Source organism: Chroococcidiopsis sp. [FACHB-1243], from assembly GCF_014696895.1.
In the GTDB taxonomy this organism is placed as follows: domain Bacteria; phylum Cyanobacteriota; class Cyanobacteriia; order Cyanobacteriales; family Chroococcidiopsidaceae; genus Chroococcidiopsis.
Map to the genome: position 1 here is coordinate 1 of NZ_JACJQX010000015.1, position 17,637 is coordinate 17,637.

At 39.1% G+C, this 17,637-nt stretch carries 13 protein-coding genes; 12 read left to right on the forward strand and 1 reads right to left on the reverse strand.

Annotation, left to right across the window (positions count from 1 at the left end; translation table 11 throughout):
• Positions 1-549 precede the first annotated feature (549 nt).
• The 3 genes from H6G17_RS12820 (at position 550) to H6G17_RS12830 (ending at position 5,096) form a co-directional block, all read left to right on the forward strand.
• Positions 550-1,581 (forward strand): GDP-mannose 4,6-dehydratase, encoded by a 1,032-nt coding sequence (locus tag H6G17_RS12820; RefSeq protein WP_192157657.1) that lies wholly within the window; start codon positions 550-552, stop codon positions 1,579-1,581.
• A 247-nt stretch (positions 1,582-1,828) separates the two neighbouring features.
• Positions 1,829-2,749, forward strand: a complete 921-nt coding sequence (locus H6G17_RS12825; RefSeq protein WP_192157659.1) for a phytanoyl-CoA dioxygenase family protein — start codon at positions 1,829-1,831, stop codon at positions 2,747-2,749.
• Between the two features lie 562 nt (positions 2,750-3,311).
• Entirely contained in the window at positions 3,312-5,096 is a 1,785-nt protein-coding gene (locus H6G17_RS12830) for a right-handed parallel beta-helix repeat-containing protein (RefSeq protein ID WP_192157661.1), read from the forward strand.
• A 74-nt stretch (positions 5,097-5,170) separates the two neighbouring features.
• Here the strand turns inward: H6G17_RS12830 and H6G17_RS12835 are convergent, their stop codons facing one another.
• The gene (locus H6G17_RS12835) at positions 5,171-5,527 is read right to left on the reverse strand and encodes a response regulator (protein WP_192157663.1); all 357 of its coding nucleotides are present in this window, start codon (positions 5,525-5,527) and stop codon (positions 5,171-5,173) included.
• 1,028 nt (positions 5,528-6,555) lie between these two features.
• Between H6G17_RS12835 and hepC the strand changes: the two genes are divergently transcribed.
• The 9 genes from hepC to H6G17_RS12880 all read left to right on the forward strand — a co-directional run bounded on the left by hepC (position 6,556) and on the right by H6G17_RS12880 (position 17,571).
• Positions 6,556-7,392: a heterocyst development glycosyltransferase HepC gene (gene hepC / locus H6G17_RS12840; protein ID WP_192157665.1), complete on the forward strand. Its 837-nt coding sequence runs from the start codon at positions 6,556-6,558 to the stop codon at positions 7,390-7,392.
• A 244-nt stretch (positions 7,393-7,636) separates the two neighbouring features.
• Complete coding sequence (locus H6G17_RS12845; RefSeq protein ID WP_192157667.1) at positions 7,637-7,912, forward strand: hypothetical protein; 276 nt, start codon at positions 7,637-7,639, stop codon at positions 7,910-7,912.
• Positions 7,913-8,163: 251 nt separating this feature from the next.
• Positions 8,164-9,438, forward strand: coding sequence for a glycosyltransferase family 4 protein (locus tag H6G17_RS12850; protein WP_192157669.1), 1,275 nt, complete (start codon positions 8,164-8,166; stop codon positions 9,436-9,438).
• Positions 9,439-9,784: 346 nt separating this feature from the next.
• Positions 9,785-11,626: a heterocyst formation ABC transporter subunit HepA gene (gene hepA / locus H6G17_RS12855; protein ID WP_192157671.1), complete on the forward strand. Its 1,842-nt coding sequence runs from the start codon at positions 9,785-9,787 to the stop codon at positions 11,624-11,626.
• A 159-nt stretch (positions 11,627-11,785) separates the two neighbouring features.
• Positions 11,786-12,685, forward strand: a complete 900-nt coding sequence (locus H6G17_RS12860) for a glycosyltransferase family 2 protein (protein WP_192157673.1) — start codon at positions 11,786-11,788, stop codon at positions 12,683-12,685.
• Between the two features lie 280 nt (positions 12,686-12,965).
• On the forward strand, positions 12,966-14,054 hold the full coding sequence (gene rfbB, locus H6G17_RS12865) for a dTDP-glucose 4,6-dehydratase (RefSeq protein WP_192157868.1): 1,089 nt from the start codon (positions 12,966-12,968) through the stop codon (positions 14,052-14,054).
• Between the two features lie 207 nt (positions 14,055-14,261).
• Positions 14,262-15,503, forward strand: a complete 1,242-nt coding sequence (gene metK, locus H6G17_RS12870) for a methionine adenosyltransferase (protein WP_192157675.1) — start codon at positions 14,262-14,264, stop codon at positions 15,501-15,503.
• Complete coding sequence (locus H6G17_RS12875; RefSeq protein WP_192157677.1) at positions 15,500-16,519, forward strand: methylenetetrahydrofolate reductase; 1,020 nt, start codon at positions 15,500-15,502, stop codon at positions 16,517-16,519. The genes metK and H6G17_RS12875 overlap by 4 nt, the downstream gene beginning before the upstream one ends.
• Positions 16,516-17,571 carry a class I SAM-dependent methyltransferase gene (locus tag H6G17_RS12880; protein ID WP_192157680.1) on the forward strand — a complete coding sequence of 352 codons (1,056 nt, stop codon included), beginning with the start codon at positions 16,516-16,518 and terminating at the stop codon, positions 17,569-17,571. The genes H6G17_RS12875 and H6G17_RS12880 overlap by 4 nt, the downstream gene beginning before the upstream one ends.
• Positions 17,572-17,637 lie beyond the last annotated feature (66 nt).

Here is a 17,637-nt window from a genome sequence, read left to right on the forward strand (position 1 = left end):
GGTATCATCAATCGTTAACATTTATTATTTCTATTCAGCTCAAAAGTTATCACATTTTGGGCTGCTTTTTTATGGCGATTTCTTAACATTCAACACTTCTGGAGCTATTGTAGATACTAAGATATAAGGACGCTGTAGCGTTTAGCATGACTATGAAATCTCATGTTTAAAAGTTATAGAAAAGTTAATGCGATCGCTAGTTATATAACTATCCTCGAATTGCATCAAAAAACGTATTTTTTGCTTTTTCTATCCCGATTGTCTTGACTCGATTTATTTAGCTATGAAATACCTGAACTTATCCGTATTGATTAATGCAAACTTATAGAAGAACATGTTAGAGGATTTTAAAGCTGATAGGAATCAATTAAAATGTAAAAACTTGTCCAAAACGACCTTATAAAACAGGTTTTTATAAATCTTTGGACGTTAAGGCATAAAAATTTGCGCTCGTTGTTAATTGTTTAACTCCCGCGGCTACTCATAAAATTATTTTTTTGAAATAAAGTTTGCGATTGAGTTCTCCAGAGGAAAACAGTGAATTATCTTATGAAGAAAGCATTAATTTTTGGAGTATCAGGTCAAGATGGGTCATATCTAGCTCAGTTGTTAATCGATAAGGGTTATGCTGTTTGTGGAACCTCACGAGACGCACAAATTTCTTCTTTTCAAAATTTACTACGACTGGGAATCCGCGAACAATTAAAATTAGAGTCCGTTGCCCTTAACGACTTTCGTAGTGTTTTACAAATTTTGAATAAATTTCAGCCAGATGAAGTATACAATTTATCAGGACAAAGTTCAGTCAGCCTCTCTTTCGATCAACCAGTTGAAACCTTTGAAAGCATCTCACTTGGTACTTTAAATGTACTAGAAGCCCTACGCTTTATCGATCGCCCCATTAAGTTTTATAATGCTGCGTCGAGTGAGTGTTTTGGAGATACTGAAGGCAAAGCAGCAGATGAAACTATGCCATTCCGTCCTAAAAGCCCTTATGCCGTAGCTAAAGCATCCGCTTTTTGGCAAGTTGCTAACTACCGCAAAGCCTACGATTTGTTTGCTTGTTCTGGTATTCTATTCAACCACGAATCTCCTTTGCGACCGGAGAGATTCGTCACTCAAAAGATTGTATCCGCAGCTAACCGAATTGCTAAAGGTAGTAAGGAAAAGCTTTATTTAGGCGATATTTCTATTCAGCGTGACTGGGGATGGGCTCCAGAGTACGTTAAAGCAATGTGGCTAATGCTACAACAAGGGCAGCCAGATGATTACGTCATTGCAACCGGAGAAAGTTGCAAATTAGAAGATTTTGTAGCAGCAGTCTTTGCCTGTGTAGGTTTAGACTGGCGCGATCGTGTTGTAATAGATACAAGTTTATTCAGACCAACAGAAATTGCTGTAAGCAAAGGTAATCCCGCTAAAGCCAGAAAAAAGCTGGGATGGCAAGCGCATTATAAACTCAACGATAATGCTGTTGTACAAATGATGATTCAAGCACAAGCTGAGCTTGCGAATGGTAGTAGAACAGCAGTCTACAATAAGGAAAGAGATAAATATTTAGGTCTAGCTACAACTTTTTAGAATGACTTTCAGCATTACTGGCTGGAAAGCTTAGCAAAATTACGAAATAATTCCGAACATGGCGATCGCAGTTTTCAATAAAGCTTAACTAAAACCGATCGAAACGACAAGGACTGAACTTTTCTGACTTTTTCTATATCGCTTGCTTTCGTAATTTGCAGTAGCATCTCAAAAGAAAGTTTTCTATATTCATTGACAACTGTATTTTTCTTAATTAAGTAAAAGTAGCAAAGATTTAGAATCCGCTATGAGCATAACTATTTCTTATTCTTACTGGTACAAGCTATATTTTAAGTTTAAACGAAGGCTAGGTGAGTATACCGACCTTGGATTCAAAAATCCTCAATGGTTACTCATGTTTATTTTTGGGCGTATACATATTATTCGCTCGCTAGTGATTTTATTAGCTAGTAAACCAGAATTTATTATTTCTACTACAGACTCTTCCTTCTTTGCAGAACTTGATGTTGACTCCGTTGTGGAAGATTTAAGACGAGATGGGGCTAGTTTAGGAATTCATTTGCCAAATCATGCATTAAATGAAATTTTAAACTTTACTAATCACACCTATTATTTTGCTAATGGTGAGTTTGAATTTCCTTTTACTCTCAACAATAAAGAAGAACAAGAAGCTAAATATGGAAAGCCATTCTTATTTGGCTATCATCATAAGCCTTACCTCTCTTGTGCAACCATTAAAAACTTAGGAGATGACCCTAAGTTACGGCAAATTGCTGCGAAATATTTAGTTGGCGAACCTATTCTTAAAAGTATCATGCTCTGGTGGAGTTTTGCTACTCCCGTAGAACAAACAGATGAGCGCTTGCGATTTGCTCAAGGATTATTTCATTACGATCTAGATGATTATCGCTGCTTACAATTTCTGTTTTATCTAACAGATGTAGATCTATACAGCGGTTCCCATGCTTATGTGAAAGGTAGTCATAATAAGAAAAAGCTACAATATCAGTTGTCCATAGATAGAGATAAATCTGAACGAGAGTTAATTAATTATTACGGTAGTGAGAGAATTGTCAATATTTGTGGAGAAGCGGGGTCGGGATTTGCTGAAGATCAGTTTTGTTTTCACCGAGCAAATATTCCTACCGAGAAAGATAGACTCATCCTTCAAATCAAATTTGTTCTAAACAATTACAGGTTTTCCTGAAGCTTTAGTTTTGTTGGAAAAAAGGGTAAAGAGCTAGGTTCCAATACTTCTTTTCAACATAAATTCAGGGCAAAACTGCATCTCTAGAGATAGATTTTGACGTATGAGAATCGCCTGAAAGTTTATTTTTAGAAAAATTTTATAACTACTAATTCACTTAGAAAATAATCCCAGAGTATTGTCAAGTTTTCTGGAGCAATCTCTGGGATATTGTTGTACTTGTTCTAATTGATTTTACTTTAATATTAATTGATTTGAGTTTACCATTAATGATTCTGTTTATTTTTCATAAAAATACCTGCTTAAAAGTAAAAAATTTTACAAAGTATTCTACCTGTAAAACTAGTTTTTCTAAAAATGTAGCTTAGTGATAGCGATAAAATCGAGCAAATTTTAAAATATTAAAAACTGGAGTGATATGAGATCGAAAACAGCTTTTAAGCTTGTAATATTCTGTGGTCTTGTTACCCTGATATTGACATTATCCACATATAAAAGTGCCTCTATCACTACTTTCTATGTCGATGCAAAATCAGGCAATGATTTATTAGGAAATGGCTCGATGGCAAGACCCTGGAAAACACTTCAGAAAGCTGCTGAATCGATGGGGACAGATGATACGTGCATTATTAGGCAAGGCGTGTATAGAGAAACAGTCATACCGAAAGACGGACAAACCTTTGTGGCTGCGCCTGGAGAGCGGGTTGTAGTGACAGGCACAGATCTTGTCAGCAATTGGTTTCGTCATTCAGATAATGTCTTCCGTACTTCACTGCCCAAAAAGGTCTATGCCGTATTTGTTCAAGGCAACTATCTTTCTCTTGCTCGATATCCTAATGTAGGTAACGATTACCTCGATTCGAGAACATGGGGCGCTACACGAGTCAATAATAATGGTAGAGGAAGGGCAAACGTCCAGTTTCTAAACGGCATGAACGTATTTAGCGACTTTTGGAATGGAGGTTACTTCTTCGGACTTAATGGAGATAACTTCTATGCCCCCAACATAGGTAAGATTGCTTCTTCTAGTGGCAACAAACTTGCTCTAACAGAAATTACCGAGACGATCTCTAACCCTGCGTGGCATGAATTTGAGGGCAGCGGTAGAGGCTTTATCATCAACCACTTAAATGCACTTGATGCGCCAGGTGAATGGTATTGGGGAAATTCAACCCTTTACATCTATCCACCAAATAAAGAGATGCTGACATCAAAGCTTGTTGAAGCTCAAGTAAGACTGTGGGGATTCGATCTGAGTCAGCGCAAAAATGTGACAATCAAAGGCATCGTCTTTCGAGGTGCTTCCGTGCGGATGGAGAATGCAGTCAACTGCACGATCGATCGCTCGATCTTTCGCTACCATTCTCCCTTTCAAGCAAATTACAACGGTCACAGCTATGTGGCATTTCCAGGAATTTCTGTCTCGGGTTCCGATAATACCGTTAAGAATTCGTATATCGGACACGGATGGGGTGCGGGAATCTCAATATCAGGCGATCGCACAACCATTGAGAATAATTTTGTCGAGGACTTAGCTTGGAGCAGCCAGGGCGCTCCAATTGTTGTCAGTGGCAATGACAATAAGATCTTTAGAAATACGGTACGAAAGAGTTCTGGTACGGGGATTCACGCCGGAAGCATACGTCGTCCCCAGATCTTGTATAACTCCATCTCCGACACGGGGCGGCTACTGCTTGACAGCGGACAAACGGGAATTTATATTTGCAATTTCTGCGATCGCCCGACAGATAAGAGAACTCTTGAGGGTGGTGTCATTGCATACAATTACATTGGCTTAGTCAACACTTCTTTTGTTGACAATGGAAAAGGTATGGCAATTTATCTAGATGATGGAACGCATGGTGCATACATCCATCACAATGTTACTAATACTGGTGGGCGAATTAATTGGGCAATTTTCATTCACTATAACGGTCACGCTATCAAGGACGTTTTTGTAGATAACAATACCCTCTGGGGTTATGACGATAAGGCTGTCTTTTTCGCCGGAAACTGGAACGGTAAGGGTGGTGGCACGAAGAATAGCCGGATATCGAACAATATTGCACAGTTGCCAGGAACGACGTATTACGACAAGAGTGGTGGTGCTGCAATCTCGAATAATCGGGAAGGGGTTGTATCTTCGGAATTTGTAAATCCGAGAACAGGGGACTTTCGCCTGCGCAGTCATTCTCCTTCGATTGACGCTGCGGTTCCCTTGTTAGGCATAAACATGCCTATACCTGATGGAAAGCCAGATGTGGGGGCATATGAATATGGTGCTGTTGGGTTGGTTGCAGGTTCTTCTATTCAAGGCGATCCACAAGACACTTTTCTAGAAAGATGACTCTCCATACATAGCTACTCTCACCAGCATACGATCGCTTTTCGTAAAATGTCTCGGCGACTCGGCGATCGCAGTCAAAACCGATCTCGAATTGCCGAGAGTAATTCGTTTAAGTTTATAGGTTTAGTAAAATAACCGTCAGCTCCTTGTTGTAAAGCACGGCGACGAGTTGCCATGTCTGCCTCAAATGAAAGAAACCAAAACGGTATACTAGCTGTAGATGGTTCGCTACGCAATATTCTTAAAACTTCGTATCCACTTAGTCTCGGTAGATTGAGTTCGCAAATAATTAAGTCTGGCTGTTGTTCTCTAGCTATTTGTAAACCTGTTCGAGCATTATTTGCAGTCAGAACTTGAAAATTATTCAAGGTAAGAAAATCGTCAATTAATAGTAGAGAATATTCATCATAATCAATTACTAAAATCTCCATTACGGCTCTTTTGAATATGAGGTGACAAAGACAAAAAGCACATCCTACAAATACGCAACAAAAACTGTTACGGAAAACTTGCTGTTAATAAAGATAAATTTTGCTTTCCTCAACTAGCGCGGTGGAGATTTACCTAACGAGCTACGTCAGATAGCGAGGAAGTAGCTATGAGAGTAAAAGCAAAATTAGCAAGTCTAAATGTGTAAATTTTACACATTTAGGCTGTTGGCTGACCTAGATTAATTTAGTTGAAGCAGAAACAATCTAGTTAAATTCATCTTTGAGCCACTTTTGAAAACGCTGGCGTTCTCGCTATGATTTAGCTATTCTCAATGTCTACCCAATATAAATAATGGTTTCGGAGGTGCGCTGCATTAGCAATCGTTCTCTTGTTGAGAGCGATCGAAAAATATAAAGGTTGTTGAAATTACTACAAAGTAGCAATATTATTTATAGTTAACAGACAGTTTTTCATACAAAAATACTACTAGCTTTAACTATGCAGAGTCTATTTACTACTGTCTAGAAGGAAAAGTTCAGGGATATTATAGTAGTTGAAGAGTAGTCTTGCCAAGCTAGTCGTAAATTGATAGAATATAAATTATTAAAGTTTTGTCGGTTTTATTTTAATAATAATAGTTTATAAAAAATTCAGTTGTGATTCAACGATAAACTATTTTTTGTAAGTTAATAGGTAGATAAATCGAAAACTTAAAAGAGGTTCGGAGCTTGTAAGAAAGCTCGACATCTAGTCTGTTAGAGAAGACACTTAGAGTGCACTATACCGGACAAAGAGAATAGAATCTACGTGCTGAGTTCAAGCGAGCGCACTCTAATGAAAATAGATAACAACATATATTTAAATTGTGCAGCGATCGCTACTCAGAATTGACGAAAGCTTCACAATAAAGTCATTTTGCTAAGTCTGAAGATAGCAAAGTAGTAATCGCGGAAAGATTAGCGCAACAGATGATAAATCAACACCGCTTTTGGGCAATAGTTTTCATAGCCTTTATCGATACCTCACTATGCAAAATTCTGAATTCAACTTGGATGTAAGAGTTTTAGATAGCTATTCTAGTCCCTCTCTTCTGAAGCACGGGCAAATAGAGAGTATAAGTCCCAACTATGAGGTTAAACTTCGGCAGGGACAGCTTTTAGTAAAGCTTGCTTCCAGTCAAGATCGTAGTAGTCTACTTTCATCTCGGGATCGACAGTTTTTGACTGAGTGGCTGCAATATTGTCCCGCGCGTTTAGTTCGCATAGATCCAGCTTTAGGTGCGATCGCGATCCAACTTTGGGCAGATGTCTGCAAGCAAACAGAAAAGGTGACTTTTTTACGAATTCCTCCCGCACAGGGACTTCGCAAACATCAATATCGGTTTAACTGGTGGGTAAAACGAATAGTCGAGCGCATTATTGCTATTGTATTATTAGTAACTCTTAGCCCAGTTTTTTTAGGGCTTTCCCTACTCATTTATTTTGACTCACCAGGGCGAATTTTTTCCTATCAATGGTGTGTTGGAGAAAGGGGCAAGCTGTTTCAGATGATTAAATTCCGTACAACGGCTCCAAATTTGACAACGCAACACCATCAAACCACAGACGATCGGCAAGATCCAGATAAGTGTAATGATTTGCATGTTACAAGACTAGGTTGTTGGATGCGTAAATATAGCTTGAATAAGCTGCCACAACTACTAAATGTGGTACGAGGCGACATGAGCTTTGTAGGTTCATCAGCTTACGGTTTAAATGATGCTATAAGGCTTGCTCCTGATAGCCAGAGGCAACTGAATGCACTGCCAGGGATAATCGCCCTTTCCCATCTGAATTTTAGCTTATGGACGAAAAATAAGGAATAAAAGATAGTGGCAGAGAATTGGTTGAGGAGCTATTTGGTATGTTATTACTCCTTCAAACGAATTGAGTATTATCTAGCAAAGCGAATTGCCCAAGCTAAAGCAATATATCCCGGTTAAGAATAACAAAATCTTGAAGAATCTCTAACTTCCTTAAAAAGGGATAGGGATTTAGTCTTAACCAGAAGGTGTTGCAACCTAAAGATGTAGAACAGAAAATTATATTTTCGAGGAAGGTACATTAGGGATGAAACCCTTACAAGTAGCTGCTCTAAAACAGTTTCTGGTGAACAACCATTTTGCCTACAGCGAGTATAATGAAGATGCAGGTGCAGTCGTTTATACCTTCACTATCGATGTTTGGACAATGACGGTAGCTTACGGCGATGAATGTTATTACTGCCTCTATAACAATTTCACTGAAGAGTCATTTTGCGAAGAGTTCGATAATGTATCCCTAGTTATGCGCGTGTACGACATGCTAAGTTTTTTGAAAGAAAATTTTCGACTTATACCTAGATAAGTGATAATAGATGATAATTCAAGGAGCTACATTATTTATGTCTATAAAGCGACTTATTGCCAATTAGATAATAATAGCTCCTAGTTGTATCGATCTCGAGAGTGTTGTATAAGTTAGATTTTTGTTGTAATTGCCGATCGACGAATAGTATGAGTTGATGCATGTCAGCAAATCAAAGCGTTCGGATATTTAAGAAAACTCATATCAGCACAACCTACCAGCATGTAATAGATATTTACTTATAAAATCTAATGAACACTCTAGTTCTCAGTACTTTCGATCTCAATGGTGGAGCTGCTCGCGCTGCTTATCGCTTACATTTAGGTTTGCAAAGTGGTGGACTGAACTCTAAAATGATGGTGCAGTATAAGTCTAGTAATGATAAAACAGTTCTCGAACCTTCAAATAAGTTTGGGAAGTGGGTTAACAGATTGAGACCGAATCTCGATGGGCTACCATTGCAATTTTACCCCAAGCGTAACTGCAACATCTTTTCTTGTCAGTGGCTTCCAGACGCGCTCGAATCAAAATTAAAGCACCTCTGCCTTGACGTAATTAATCTTCATTGGAATTGTGGAGGCTATTTAAGTATTGAGAGCCTTGCTAAATTCAAGATACCTTTAGTCTGGACTATCCACGATATGTGGGCGTTTACTGGAGGTTGTCATTATAGTCAAGGCTGCGATCGCTATACTAGTTCTTGTGGATCTTGCTTCCAACTTCACAGCAATAATCCGCACGATCTCTCTCATTGGATATGGCAACGTAAAGCAAAAGCATGGAAAGAATTAGACTTAACCATTGTTGCTCCCAGTATTTGGTTAGCTAAATGTGCTAAATCAAGCTCTTTGTTTAAAGATCTGCGAATAGAGGTAATTCCTAATAGCTTAGATACTCAAAAGTACAAACCAGTAGAGCGAGGCGTAGTACGAGAAATACTCAACCTGCCACAAGATAAGCAACTTATTCTCTTTGGTGCGGTAGAATCGACTAGCGAACCTAGAAAGGGTTTTCATCTACTTCAAGCTGCTCTACAAAAACTGAGTCAATCTGGATGGCAAGATACAGTAGAGCTAGTTGTTTTTGGTTCTTCTCAACCTGAAAATTCAGTTGAATTGGGTTTCAAGTCTCACTACTTAGGAAGTTTTAGTGATGACCTTTCACTCGCATTAATTTATGCAGCAGCAGATGTTTTTGTGGCTCCATCAATTCAAGACAACTTACCAAATACTATAATGGAAGCAATTGCCTGTGGTACTCCATGCGTAGCTTTTAATATTGGTGGTATGCCCGATCTGATCGATCACCAAAAAAACGGTTACTTAGCTCAAAAATTGGAAGTCGAAAGTTTAGCTCGGGGTATTTCTTGGATACTAGAAGATAGCGATCGCTACCAAACTTTACGTCAATCTGCTCGTATAAAAGCAGAACAAGAGTTTTCTTTAGAAATACAAGCACGTCGTTATATAGAACTTTTTGCAAAAGTTATTGATGAAAATATTCGCGATCAAATTGCAATTGGATAAGGATGAAATACAAGCATAAATAGTTTAATATTATTCTACAAATATTTTAATTTAATAAACTATTGATAACTGATGGCTGAAGTTTCGTGCTTTTCAAGAATTTGTAAATCTAATCGTATTTTTATGAAGAAAAAATCTATGTATGAGAGCCGTAAAAGATTGGTTGTTGACAACGATAATGAGATGTTTGTAATTCAAAAAAAAAGGCTATATAGCTCGACATAACTTAGAACTTAAAAGTCTAGTACTACCTTTAGAACCACCAAGATAAACTAATTGGTATAGTTCGCTCAAGGAATGATTGAGGTAGATAGAGAAACAGTTTGAAACTTAAACGAGAAAGCAAGTGGATCTTAAATTACCTACTCCGATTTTTACAATTTTGATGAGAACGAGCTTATGGCGAAATAACTCCTTTATCTTACGAGAATTCAAGCACTTTCGTAAAATTGCTATATCAGCAATAATCTTTTCGTTATTTGCAGCAGTCTTTGAAGGAATTACAATTGGTTTTATAACGCTTTTTCTACAAACGTTTACTACTCCCGATACTTCATCAATTAAAATAGGTGTTGATTGGTTTGATGTTTGGATTTTAGGTATAAACACCTCAGCTTCCAGCCGTCTTTATCGAGTAGCTATCTTAATTTTTCTCACTGTTTGGTTGCGTTTCAGCTTTGTATATCTAGGTAACTTCACAACTACGCTTGCCGAACTACATCTAGCAAATTGTATACGGAAACGGATTTTCGATCAGTTCCAAAAGCTAAGTTTGAGTTTTTTTCTGAAAAAGCGTGCAGGCGAGTTAATTAATAACATTTACGGCGAAGCTAACCAACTTAGATTAGCTGTTGGTGTGGCTTCTGCCTTAATTTCTAAAGGCTTTACCTTATTAGTGTATACGCTATCGATGTTTTGGCTGTCTTGGCAACTGACAGTTATTTCGATTCTGATGTTTGTTCTACTAGCAACAGGTTTGGCTACACTAGTCAAACGGGTAAGAGAAGCTAGTTTTGAGGCTGTAACGGCTACTCATCACTTCATGTCAATGGTCATGGAATATATTACTGGCATCCGTACTGTTCAAGTGTTTGCCGCTTATAATTTTGAGTTTCAGCGGTTTGACAAAGCTACTACAGAATTGATGCGTACTCAGGCTAAATCCGCAGCTGCCGCAGCATTAGTACAACCGATTACTGAAGCTGTAGCTAGTACTATTCTTCTAGTTATGCTAATTGCAGCAGTTGCAGTTTTTGTGGCAAGTGATAGGTTAGAAATAGCCTCACTACTAGCATTTTTATTTGTTTTATTACGAACTGCACCAGTGGTGGCACAGATAAATGCAGCTTGGGCGCACGTTAATAGCTTTCAAGGCTCGTTAAATAGTATTAAGCAGCTCTTGAGAACCGATGATAAACCTTATTTACAAAATGGGACAGTTCAGTTTTTAGGATTAAAGCAATGCATTGAGTTTGTTGCTGTAGATTTTGCCTACAATCCTCATCAACTAGTGCTAAAAGATATCACATTAACAATGAAGCGAGGACAAATGACAGCATTAGTTGGTGCTTCTGGTGCTGGTAAGTCCACCATTGCAGATCTTCTTCCCCGTTTTTACGATCCTACAAAAGGAAAGATTCTGATTGATGGAGTCGATTTGCAAGATTTCGACATCAATACATTGCGGCGTAAGATAGCTATGGTCAGTCAAGATACATTCATTTTTAATACTTCTGTCCGTAACAATATTGCTTACGCTATGGAAGATGTTGATGAAGCTGCGATTCAAAAAGCGGCTCAACTTGCTAATGCACTAGAGTTTATCCAAAACCTGCCTGAAGGTTTCGATACACAATTAGGAGATCGAGGAGTTAGGCTATCTGGAGGTCAACGGCAGCGAATTGCAATTGCTCGTGCCTTGCTGCGCAACCCAGAAATTCTGATCTTGGATGAAGCGACGAGTGCGCTAGACTCCGAAGCTGAGCGATTAATTCAGGAGTCTATAGAACAACTTGCTGTAGGTCGAACAGTAATTGCGATCGCTCATCGACTCTCTACAATTGTCCGTGCTGATAAGGTGGTCGTGCTAGAGCAGGGACGAATTGTAGAGCAGGGAACATATAAAGAGTTATTAGAACGACGCGGTAAGCTTTGGAAGTATCACCAGATGCAACATCAGACGAATTAAACTCATACAAAATCAAATCTAGTGTTTGAGTAAGTAGAGTAGCAAGGCTATTTTTATTAAATAATTGAGCAATAAAAACTTGAGTCTTGACTCAAAAATAATAGATAACAGTTTCTGAGAGAAAGCAACTACACTTGACTGAACAAAGGAACATAGCTGATGTCTAGTAGACGTGATGTAACATTTATCATTGTTTCCTACAATTCAGATAAAACATTGGAAGCATCGATTAATTCCTGTCTTGTATCTGTTCAGAAATACTATGCAAACACTGGAGCAGTTGTAGTTTATGACAATGCTTCTTTTGACAATTGCCCTCAAATTATTGATGACTTTGCTAACAGATATCCATCTATCTTTATAGGTATTAAAAGCAATGAAAATATAGGGTTTGGTAGAGCCAACAATAAAGCCGTTCAACTTTCTCCTAGTAAGACATACTTTTTAATCAATCCCGACGTTGTATTTGAACCCGAGATCGTTAATACCTTAACTGCGACATTAAATTCAGCAAATGATATTGCAATCGTCTGTCCTAAACTTCTCTACCTAGATAAATCTGTTCAGCCTTCGATCCGAAAATTTCCTTCCTTTACTTATTTTTTACTAAGAAATTTACTAGGTGAAAGATTACAGCAGCGTTTCTATCCATTTAAGTACTACTATGATATAGTACCAACTTTAGACAGCGCCGTTGAGGTTAACTGGGCTATTGGTGCTTTTATGGTTGTTTCACAAGATTATGTAGATAGATATGGTTTATTTGATGAAAGGTTTTTTCTTTACTTTGAAGATGTGAGTTTGTGTGTAGATGCATGGCTAAATGGATTTAGGGTAATCTTTCAACCTCAAGTTTACGCGCTACACATGTACCAGCGTGTAAGTACGAGTTCAAAATTCAACTACATGAAGTTACTACACACAGTTTCAGCACTGCGATTCTTTGCAAAGTACAGACCATATAAGAAGAGGTGGCAATTACTAACTCATTTACTTGAGTTAAATTTGAGTTTGAAGTCTCCTTTTAAATTTCTACTATTAACAAGACGTTGGAGTTAACTCAACAAAACAAAAGTATGAAATTGACCGATACAGGGAGCAGGGAGCAGCAATTTACAAAAAAACTTGAATTGGGGGATACAAGCCCTCTAAAAAATAAATATATCAAGATTGCGAACATAAGAGATAGTTGGGAGTCCGCGCTTTCAAGCATTAAGATTGAAAGCATAGGTTCTCTGCTCCCTGCTCCCTTTGAAATCCCATAATCACGTATCTCCTTTGTAGAGGCATTATGAACCATCTCTTTAAATCTGAAAGACACGAATACAGTGAAGAAACAATACGAACTGTATTGGTAACAGGTGGCGCTGGTTTTATTGGTGCAAATTTCATCCTTCAAGCTAGAGAAGCGCAATGGTATAACATAGTTAATCTAGATAAGCTGACCTACGCCAGTAATTTACAAAATTTGACAGCTTTAGAAAACGATTCTGGATACCGTTTTGTTAGAGGTGATATTGGCGATCCCCAGTTGGTAAGTCATTTATTAGAGCAATATCAACCTGATGCAATCATTAACTTTGCTGCCGAAAGCCATGTCGATCGCTCAATCCTAAATCCTTTAACCTTTGCTCTCACGAATGTAACAGGCACGCTTCAGCTACTAGAAGCTTGCCGAGCCTATTGGCAAAAATTACCACCCCACAAACAGGAAATATTTCGCTTCTTGCAAGTGTCTACTGATGAAGTTTATGGCTCTTTGAGCAAAACAGACTCACCTTTTTGTGAAGACAATCCTTACGAACCTAATAGTCCCTACGCAGCATCTAAGGCAGGAGCCGATCACTTCGTGCGGGCATACTACCATACATATGGTTTACCTACCCTAATCACCAATTGCTCGAATAATTACGGTCCTCGCCAGTTTCCAGAGAAGCTGATTCCTTTAACGATTCTCAATGCTTTGGAGGGACAGCTTTTGCCTATATACGGCGACGGGCAAAATATTAGAGACTGGCTGTACGTATCCGACCACTGTGAAGCCCTTCATCTCGTCCTACAACGGGGAAAGGTAGGTGAAACTTACTGTATTGGCGGTCAAAACGAACAAACAAACTTAACGGTTGTGGAAAAAATTTGTACGATTTTGGACGAATTGTTACCTAGCAAACCTAATTTTTCTCACTCTTCCTTAATTACTTTTGTTAAAGATCGACCAGGACACGATCGCCGATATGCGATCGACTGTACCAAAATGAATCGAGAGCTAGGCTGGAAACCAACCGAGAGTTTTGACAGTGGTTTACTAAAAACAGTGCAGTGGTACATTAATCATCCTCAGTGGGTGGAGCAGATCCGCACTGGGGCTTATCAAAGCTGGATCGAGCAAAATTACACCGATAGAACAGCTAACTACTTATCTGTGTAGCGATCGCAACACGAACGTAAGCCAACCGAACTTTTCTGTATCGACAAGTTTTAATTGCCCGTCCATAATCAAAACAATACATTATTTTTAAGTCGAACGGTAGTTAAAAATAACTGTACTTCTTGTATGCGATACTCGTAGATTTGAAGCGAGTGAGTACTGACAAGATGAAAATATTGGACTTGCATAAATTGGACTTGTATAAACATGGAGGCGTGCAATTTGAGCAGATATTTGTTCACATCAGAGTCTGTAACAGAGGGGCATCCTGACAAAATTTGCGATCAGATTTCGGATGCAATTCTGGATGCTCACTTAAGTCAAGATCCCACTAGTCGGGTGGCAGCCGAGGTAGTCGTCAATACTGGCTTAGTACTAGTAACAGGTGAAATCTCCTCAAAAGCAAAAGTGGATTACGTCAAACTAGTCCGACAAAAAATTGCTGAGATTGGTTACACTGATGCAAATAATGGTTTTTCTGCGAATAGCTGTTCGATATTAGTTGCTCTAGACGAACAGTCACCAGACATCGCTCAAGGGGTCAACAAAGCGCAGGAGTACGAGCAAGGTGATAATGAAGATGATTGGAGTGCTGTTGGCGCTGGCGATCAAGGAATCATGTTTGGCTATGCTTGCAAAGAAACTCCTGAGTTGATGCCACTGCCGATTAGTTTAGCTCATCGCCTTGCTCGGCAGTTGGCAAAGGTACGGAAAATTGGCAAGCTTTCGTACTTGCGCCCTGATGGTAAAACTCAAGTGACAGTTGTTTACGAGAATGGTCGTCCTGTAGGCATAGATACGATTCTAATTTCTACTCAACATTCAGAAGCAACAACCTTAGGAGAGATTTATCAAGGGTTACTACTAGAAGTCGTCGAACCTGTATTTGCCGATCTTGATATTAAGATCGATAATTCCACTCGTTTTTTAGTCAATCCTACAGGCAAGTTTGTCATTGGTGGACCCCAGGGAGATTCTGGACTCACTGGACGCAAAATTATTGTCGATACTTACGGCGGCTACTCGCGGCACGGAGGCGGTGCTTTTTCCGGTAAAGATCCTACTAAAGTGGATCGATCGGCAAGTTATGCTTGTCGTTATGTAGCCAAAAATATTGTGGCTGCTGGCTTAGCCGATAAATGTGAAGTACAGCTCAGTTATGCGATTGGCATGAGCAAACCAGTGAGTATTTTGATTGATACCTTTGGAACGGGCAAACTACCTGAAGAAGATTTGCTGAATTTGGTCAATCAACACTTCGATCTACGACCTGCTGGTTTAATTCATACCTTCAATATGCAAGGTTTACCTCAAGAACGCAACGGTCGTTTCTATCAAGAGGTAGCTGCTTACGGTCACTTTGGTCGAATGGATTTGGATCTACCCTGGGAACGCTTGGACAAAGTTCCACAGTTGCAGCAAGCTATTACAGTTCAGATGTCAGCATGATCGAGCAATATATCAAGTCCGATCGCGACAGTCGCAGCAGCTTCCGTGCAGCAGTTAAATCGGGGGAGTTTTTAATCACTGCCGAGGTAACTCCTCCCAAAGGAAGCGATCCGACACGTATGATAGAAGTGGCATTAGCCCTGAAAAATTGGGTTCACGCAGTTAATGTTACAGATGGTAGTCGCGCAGTTTTAAGAATGAGTCCTTTAGCTGCGGCAACGATTCTGTCACAGCACGGAATTGAACCCATCTGTCAAATGACGTGCCGCGATCGCAATCAAATTGCGATCCAAGCCGATCTTATGGGGGCTAATGCTCTTGGCATTAACAATATCTTGGCTCTCACAGGCGATCCGGTAAAAGCGGGAGATCATACCCAAGCTCGAAGCGTCTTCGATCTAGAAGCTGTAAGGCTCTTACAAACTATTACGAAACTCAATCAAGGATTTGATTATAACGGAAAAACTTTGTGTGACGGAGCAACACAAATATTTCCAGGCGCAGCAGTCGATCCACAACTTTCTAGTTGGTCGGGATTACAACGACGTTTTGAGCGTAAGGTTGCAGCAGGAGCGCAGTTTTTTCAAAGTCAAATGATTGTTGACTTTAGCCGCTTAGAGAAGTTTATGAGTCAAATTGCGGCTAAGTTTAACAAACCAATTTTAGCTGGAATTTTTTTACTGAAATCTGCAAAAAATGCTCAATTCATTAATCAATACGTTCCAGGCGTGAATATTCCCCAGGCAATAATTGCGCGGTTGGAACAAGCTACCGATCCATTACATGAAGGCATAGTCATTGCAGCAGAACAAGTACGATTAGCTCGTCAACTATGCCAAGGCGTTCATATCATGGCGGTTAAACGAGAAGATTTAATTCCTCAGATTCTTGAAATGGCTGAAATTTCACCTCAAGGTCAATCCGTGCAGAATGTAGCAACTACTAGGATAGCTTTAGCAGAGCCAGTACTAAGTAGGAATAGCCACAACATAAATCATTTCCACACAAGGTTATGAATGCACCTACAACATTAATTTTCACGACAAGTTTGGTAGACACGGAAGCATTATCTACTTGTCCTAACTGTAGTAGCAACAAATTAAATATTTGGTGTAGAGCCTACGATAGACAGCACAAAAGTAGTCAGCAAGAATTTATCTACTCTAGATGTAAAGAGTGTAATTTAGTCTTCTTATCGGTCAGACCAGTAGAGACAGAAGTTTATAAGTTTTATCCTGAAAATTATGCTCCCTACAAAGGAACGCTAAATCAACGGTTGCAAGAGCCAAATTTATCAAACGATCGCCAAGCGTGCGATCGACAAAAATATCAATACGTTCGTCAAATTCTCAAAATTTCACTTAATGCTACTAAAGCTAGTTTTAAAGCTCTACCTTTTAAGAATTACACCAGGAAAATTCAAGAATTTTATCAACCTACAGAAAAAGGTGCAAAACTCCTTGACTTTGGTTGTGGTTCAGCTCAATTTCTGAATGAAGCTCGCAAGCAAGGGTGGAATACACTTGGTATGGACTTTTCAGAGCAAGCTGTAGAACAAGCTAGCCGAAATGGACATAAAGCCTTGCAGGTATCTCCAACAGCATGGAACGAAATAGAGGATGCATCCTTGGATTTTGTGAGAATGAATCACGTCCTAGAGCATCTTTATCATCCAAAACAAGTCTTAACGGCGATCGGACGAAAGATGAAACCAGGGGCTATACTACATATTGCAGTGCCAAATCCACATGGAATTTCATCTCAAGTTTTTCGTTCCCAATGGTGGGGATTAGAATGTCCAAGACATGTAATGCTCTACTCTCCCCCAGTCCTAAAAGATTTTCTCCTTCAACTCGGTTTTTCCAATTTTAAGGTCTTCCATGAATCGATTACAAAAGACTTTGCTAGAAGCTTAGGTTATTTTCTATACGATCGCGGTCGCATATCTTCTAACGAAGTTGAAGCTATGATGCAGCACAAACTTCTAGCTGCTCAACTCTACATTCCTATGAAAATTGCAGCAATCTGTCAAGCATCTGATAGATTTCATATCTTTGCAAAAAAGTAATCGCACTACTTTATGCTTTCACCTACAATTGCTTGGAAACCAGTCGGACACATTAATACACCTAGT

Bases quoted from the DNA above. Each gene is read 5' to 3' on its own strand.
- H6G17_RS12825 (WP_192157659.1), top strand. From the start codon at position 1,829: ATGAGCATAACTATTTCTTATTCTTACTGGTACAAGCTATATTTTAAG.
- H6G17_RS12875 (WP_192157677.1), top strand. From the start codon at position 15,500: ATGATCGAGCAATATATCAAGTCCGATCGCGACAGTCGCAGCAGCTTC.
- hepC (WP_192157665.1), top strand. From the start codon at position 6,556: ATGCAAAATTCTGAATTCAACTTGGATGTAAGAGTTTTAGATAGCTAT.
- H6G17_RS12880 (WP_192157680.1), top strand. From the start codon at position 16,516: ATGAATGCACCTACAACATTAATTTTCACGACAAGTTTGGTAGACACG.
- H6G17_RS12860 (WP_192157673.1), top strand. From the start codon at position 11,786: ATGTCTAGTAGACGTGATGTAACATTTATCATTGTTTCCTACAATTCA.
- H6G17_RS12850 (WP_192157669.1), top strand. From the start codon at position 8,164: ATGAACACTCTAGTTCTCAGTACTTTCGATCTCAATGGTGGAGCTGCT.
- H6G17_RS12835 (WP_192157663.1), bottom strand. From the start codon at position 5,527: ATGGAGATTTTAGTAATTGATTATGATGAATATTCTCTACTATTAATT.
- H6G17_RS12845 (WP_192157667.1), top strand. From the start codon at position 7,637: ATGAAACCCTTACAAGTAGCTGCTCTAAAACAGTTTCTGGTGAACAAC.
- metK (WP_192157675.1), top strand. From the start codon at position 14,262: ATGGAGGCGTGCAATTTGAGCAGATATTTGTTCACATCAGAGTCTGTA.
- H6G17_RS12820 (WP_192157657.1), top strand. From the start codon at position 550: ATGAAGAAAGCATTAATTTTTGGAGTATCAGGTCAAGATGGGTCATAT.
- H6G17_RS12830 (WP_192157661.1), top strand. From the start codon at position 3,312: ATGGCAAGACCCTGGAAAACACTTCAGAAAGCTGCTGAATCGATGGGG.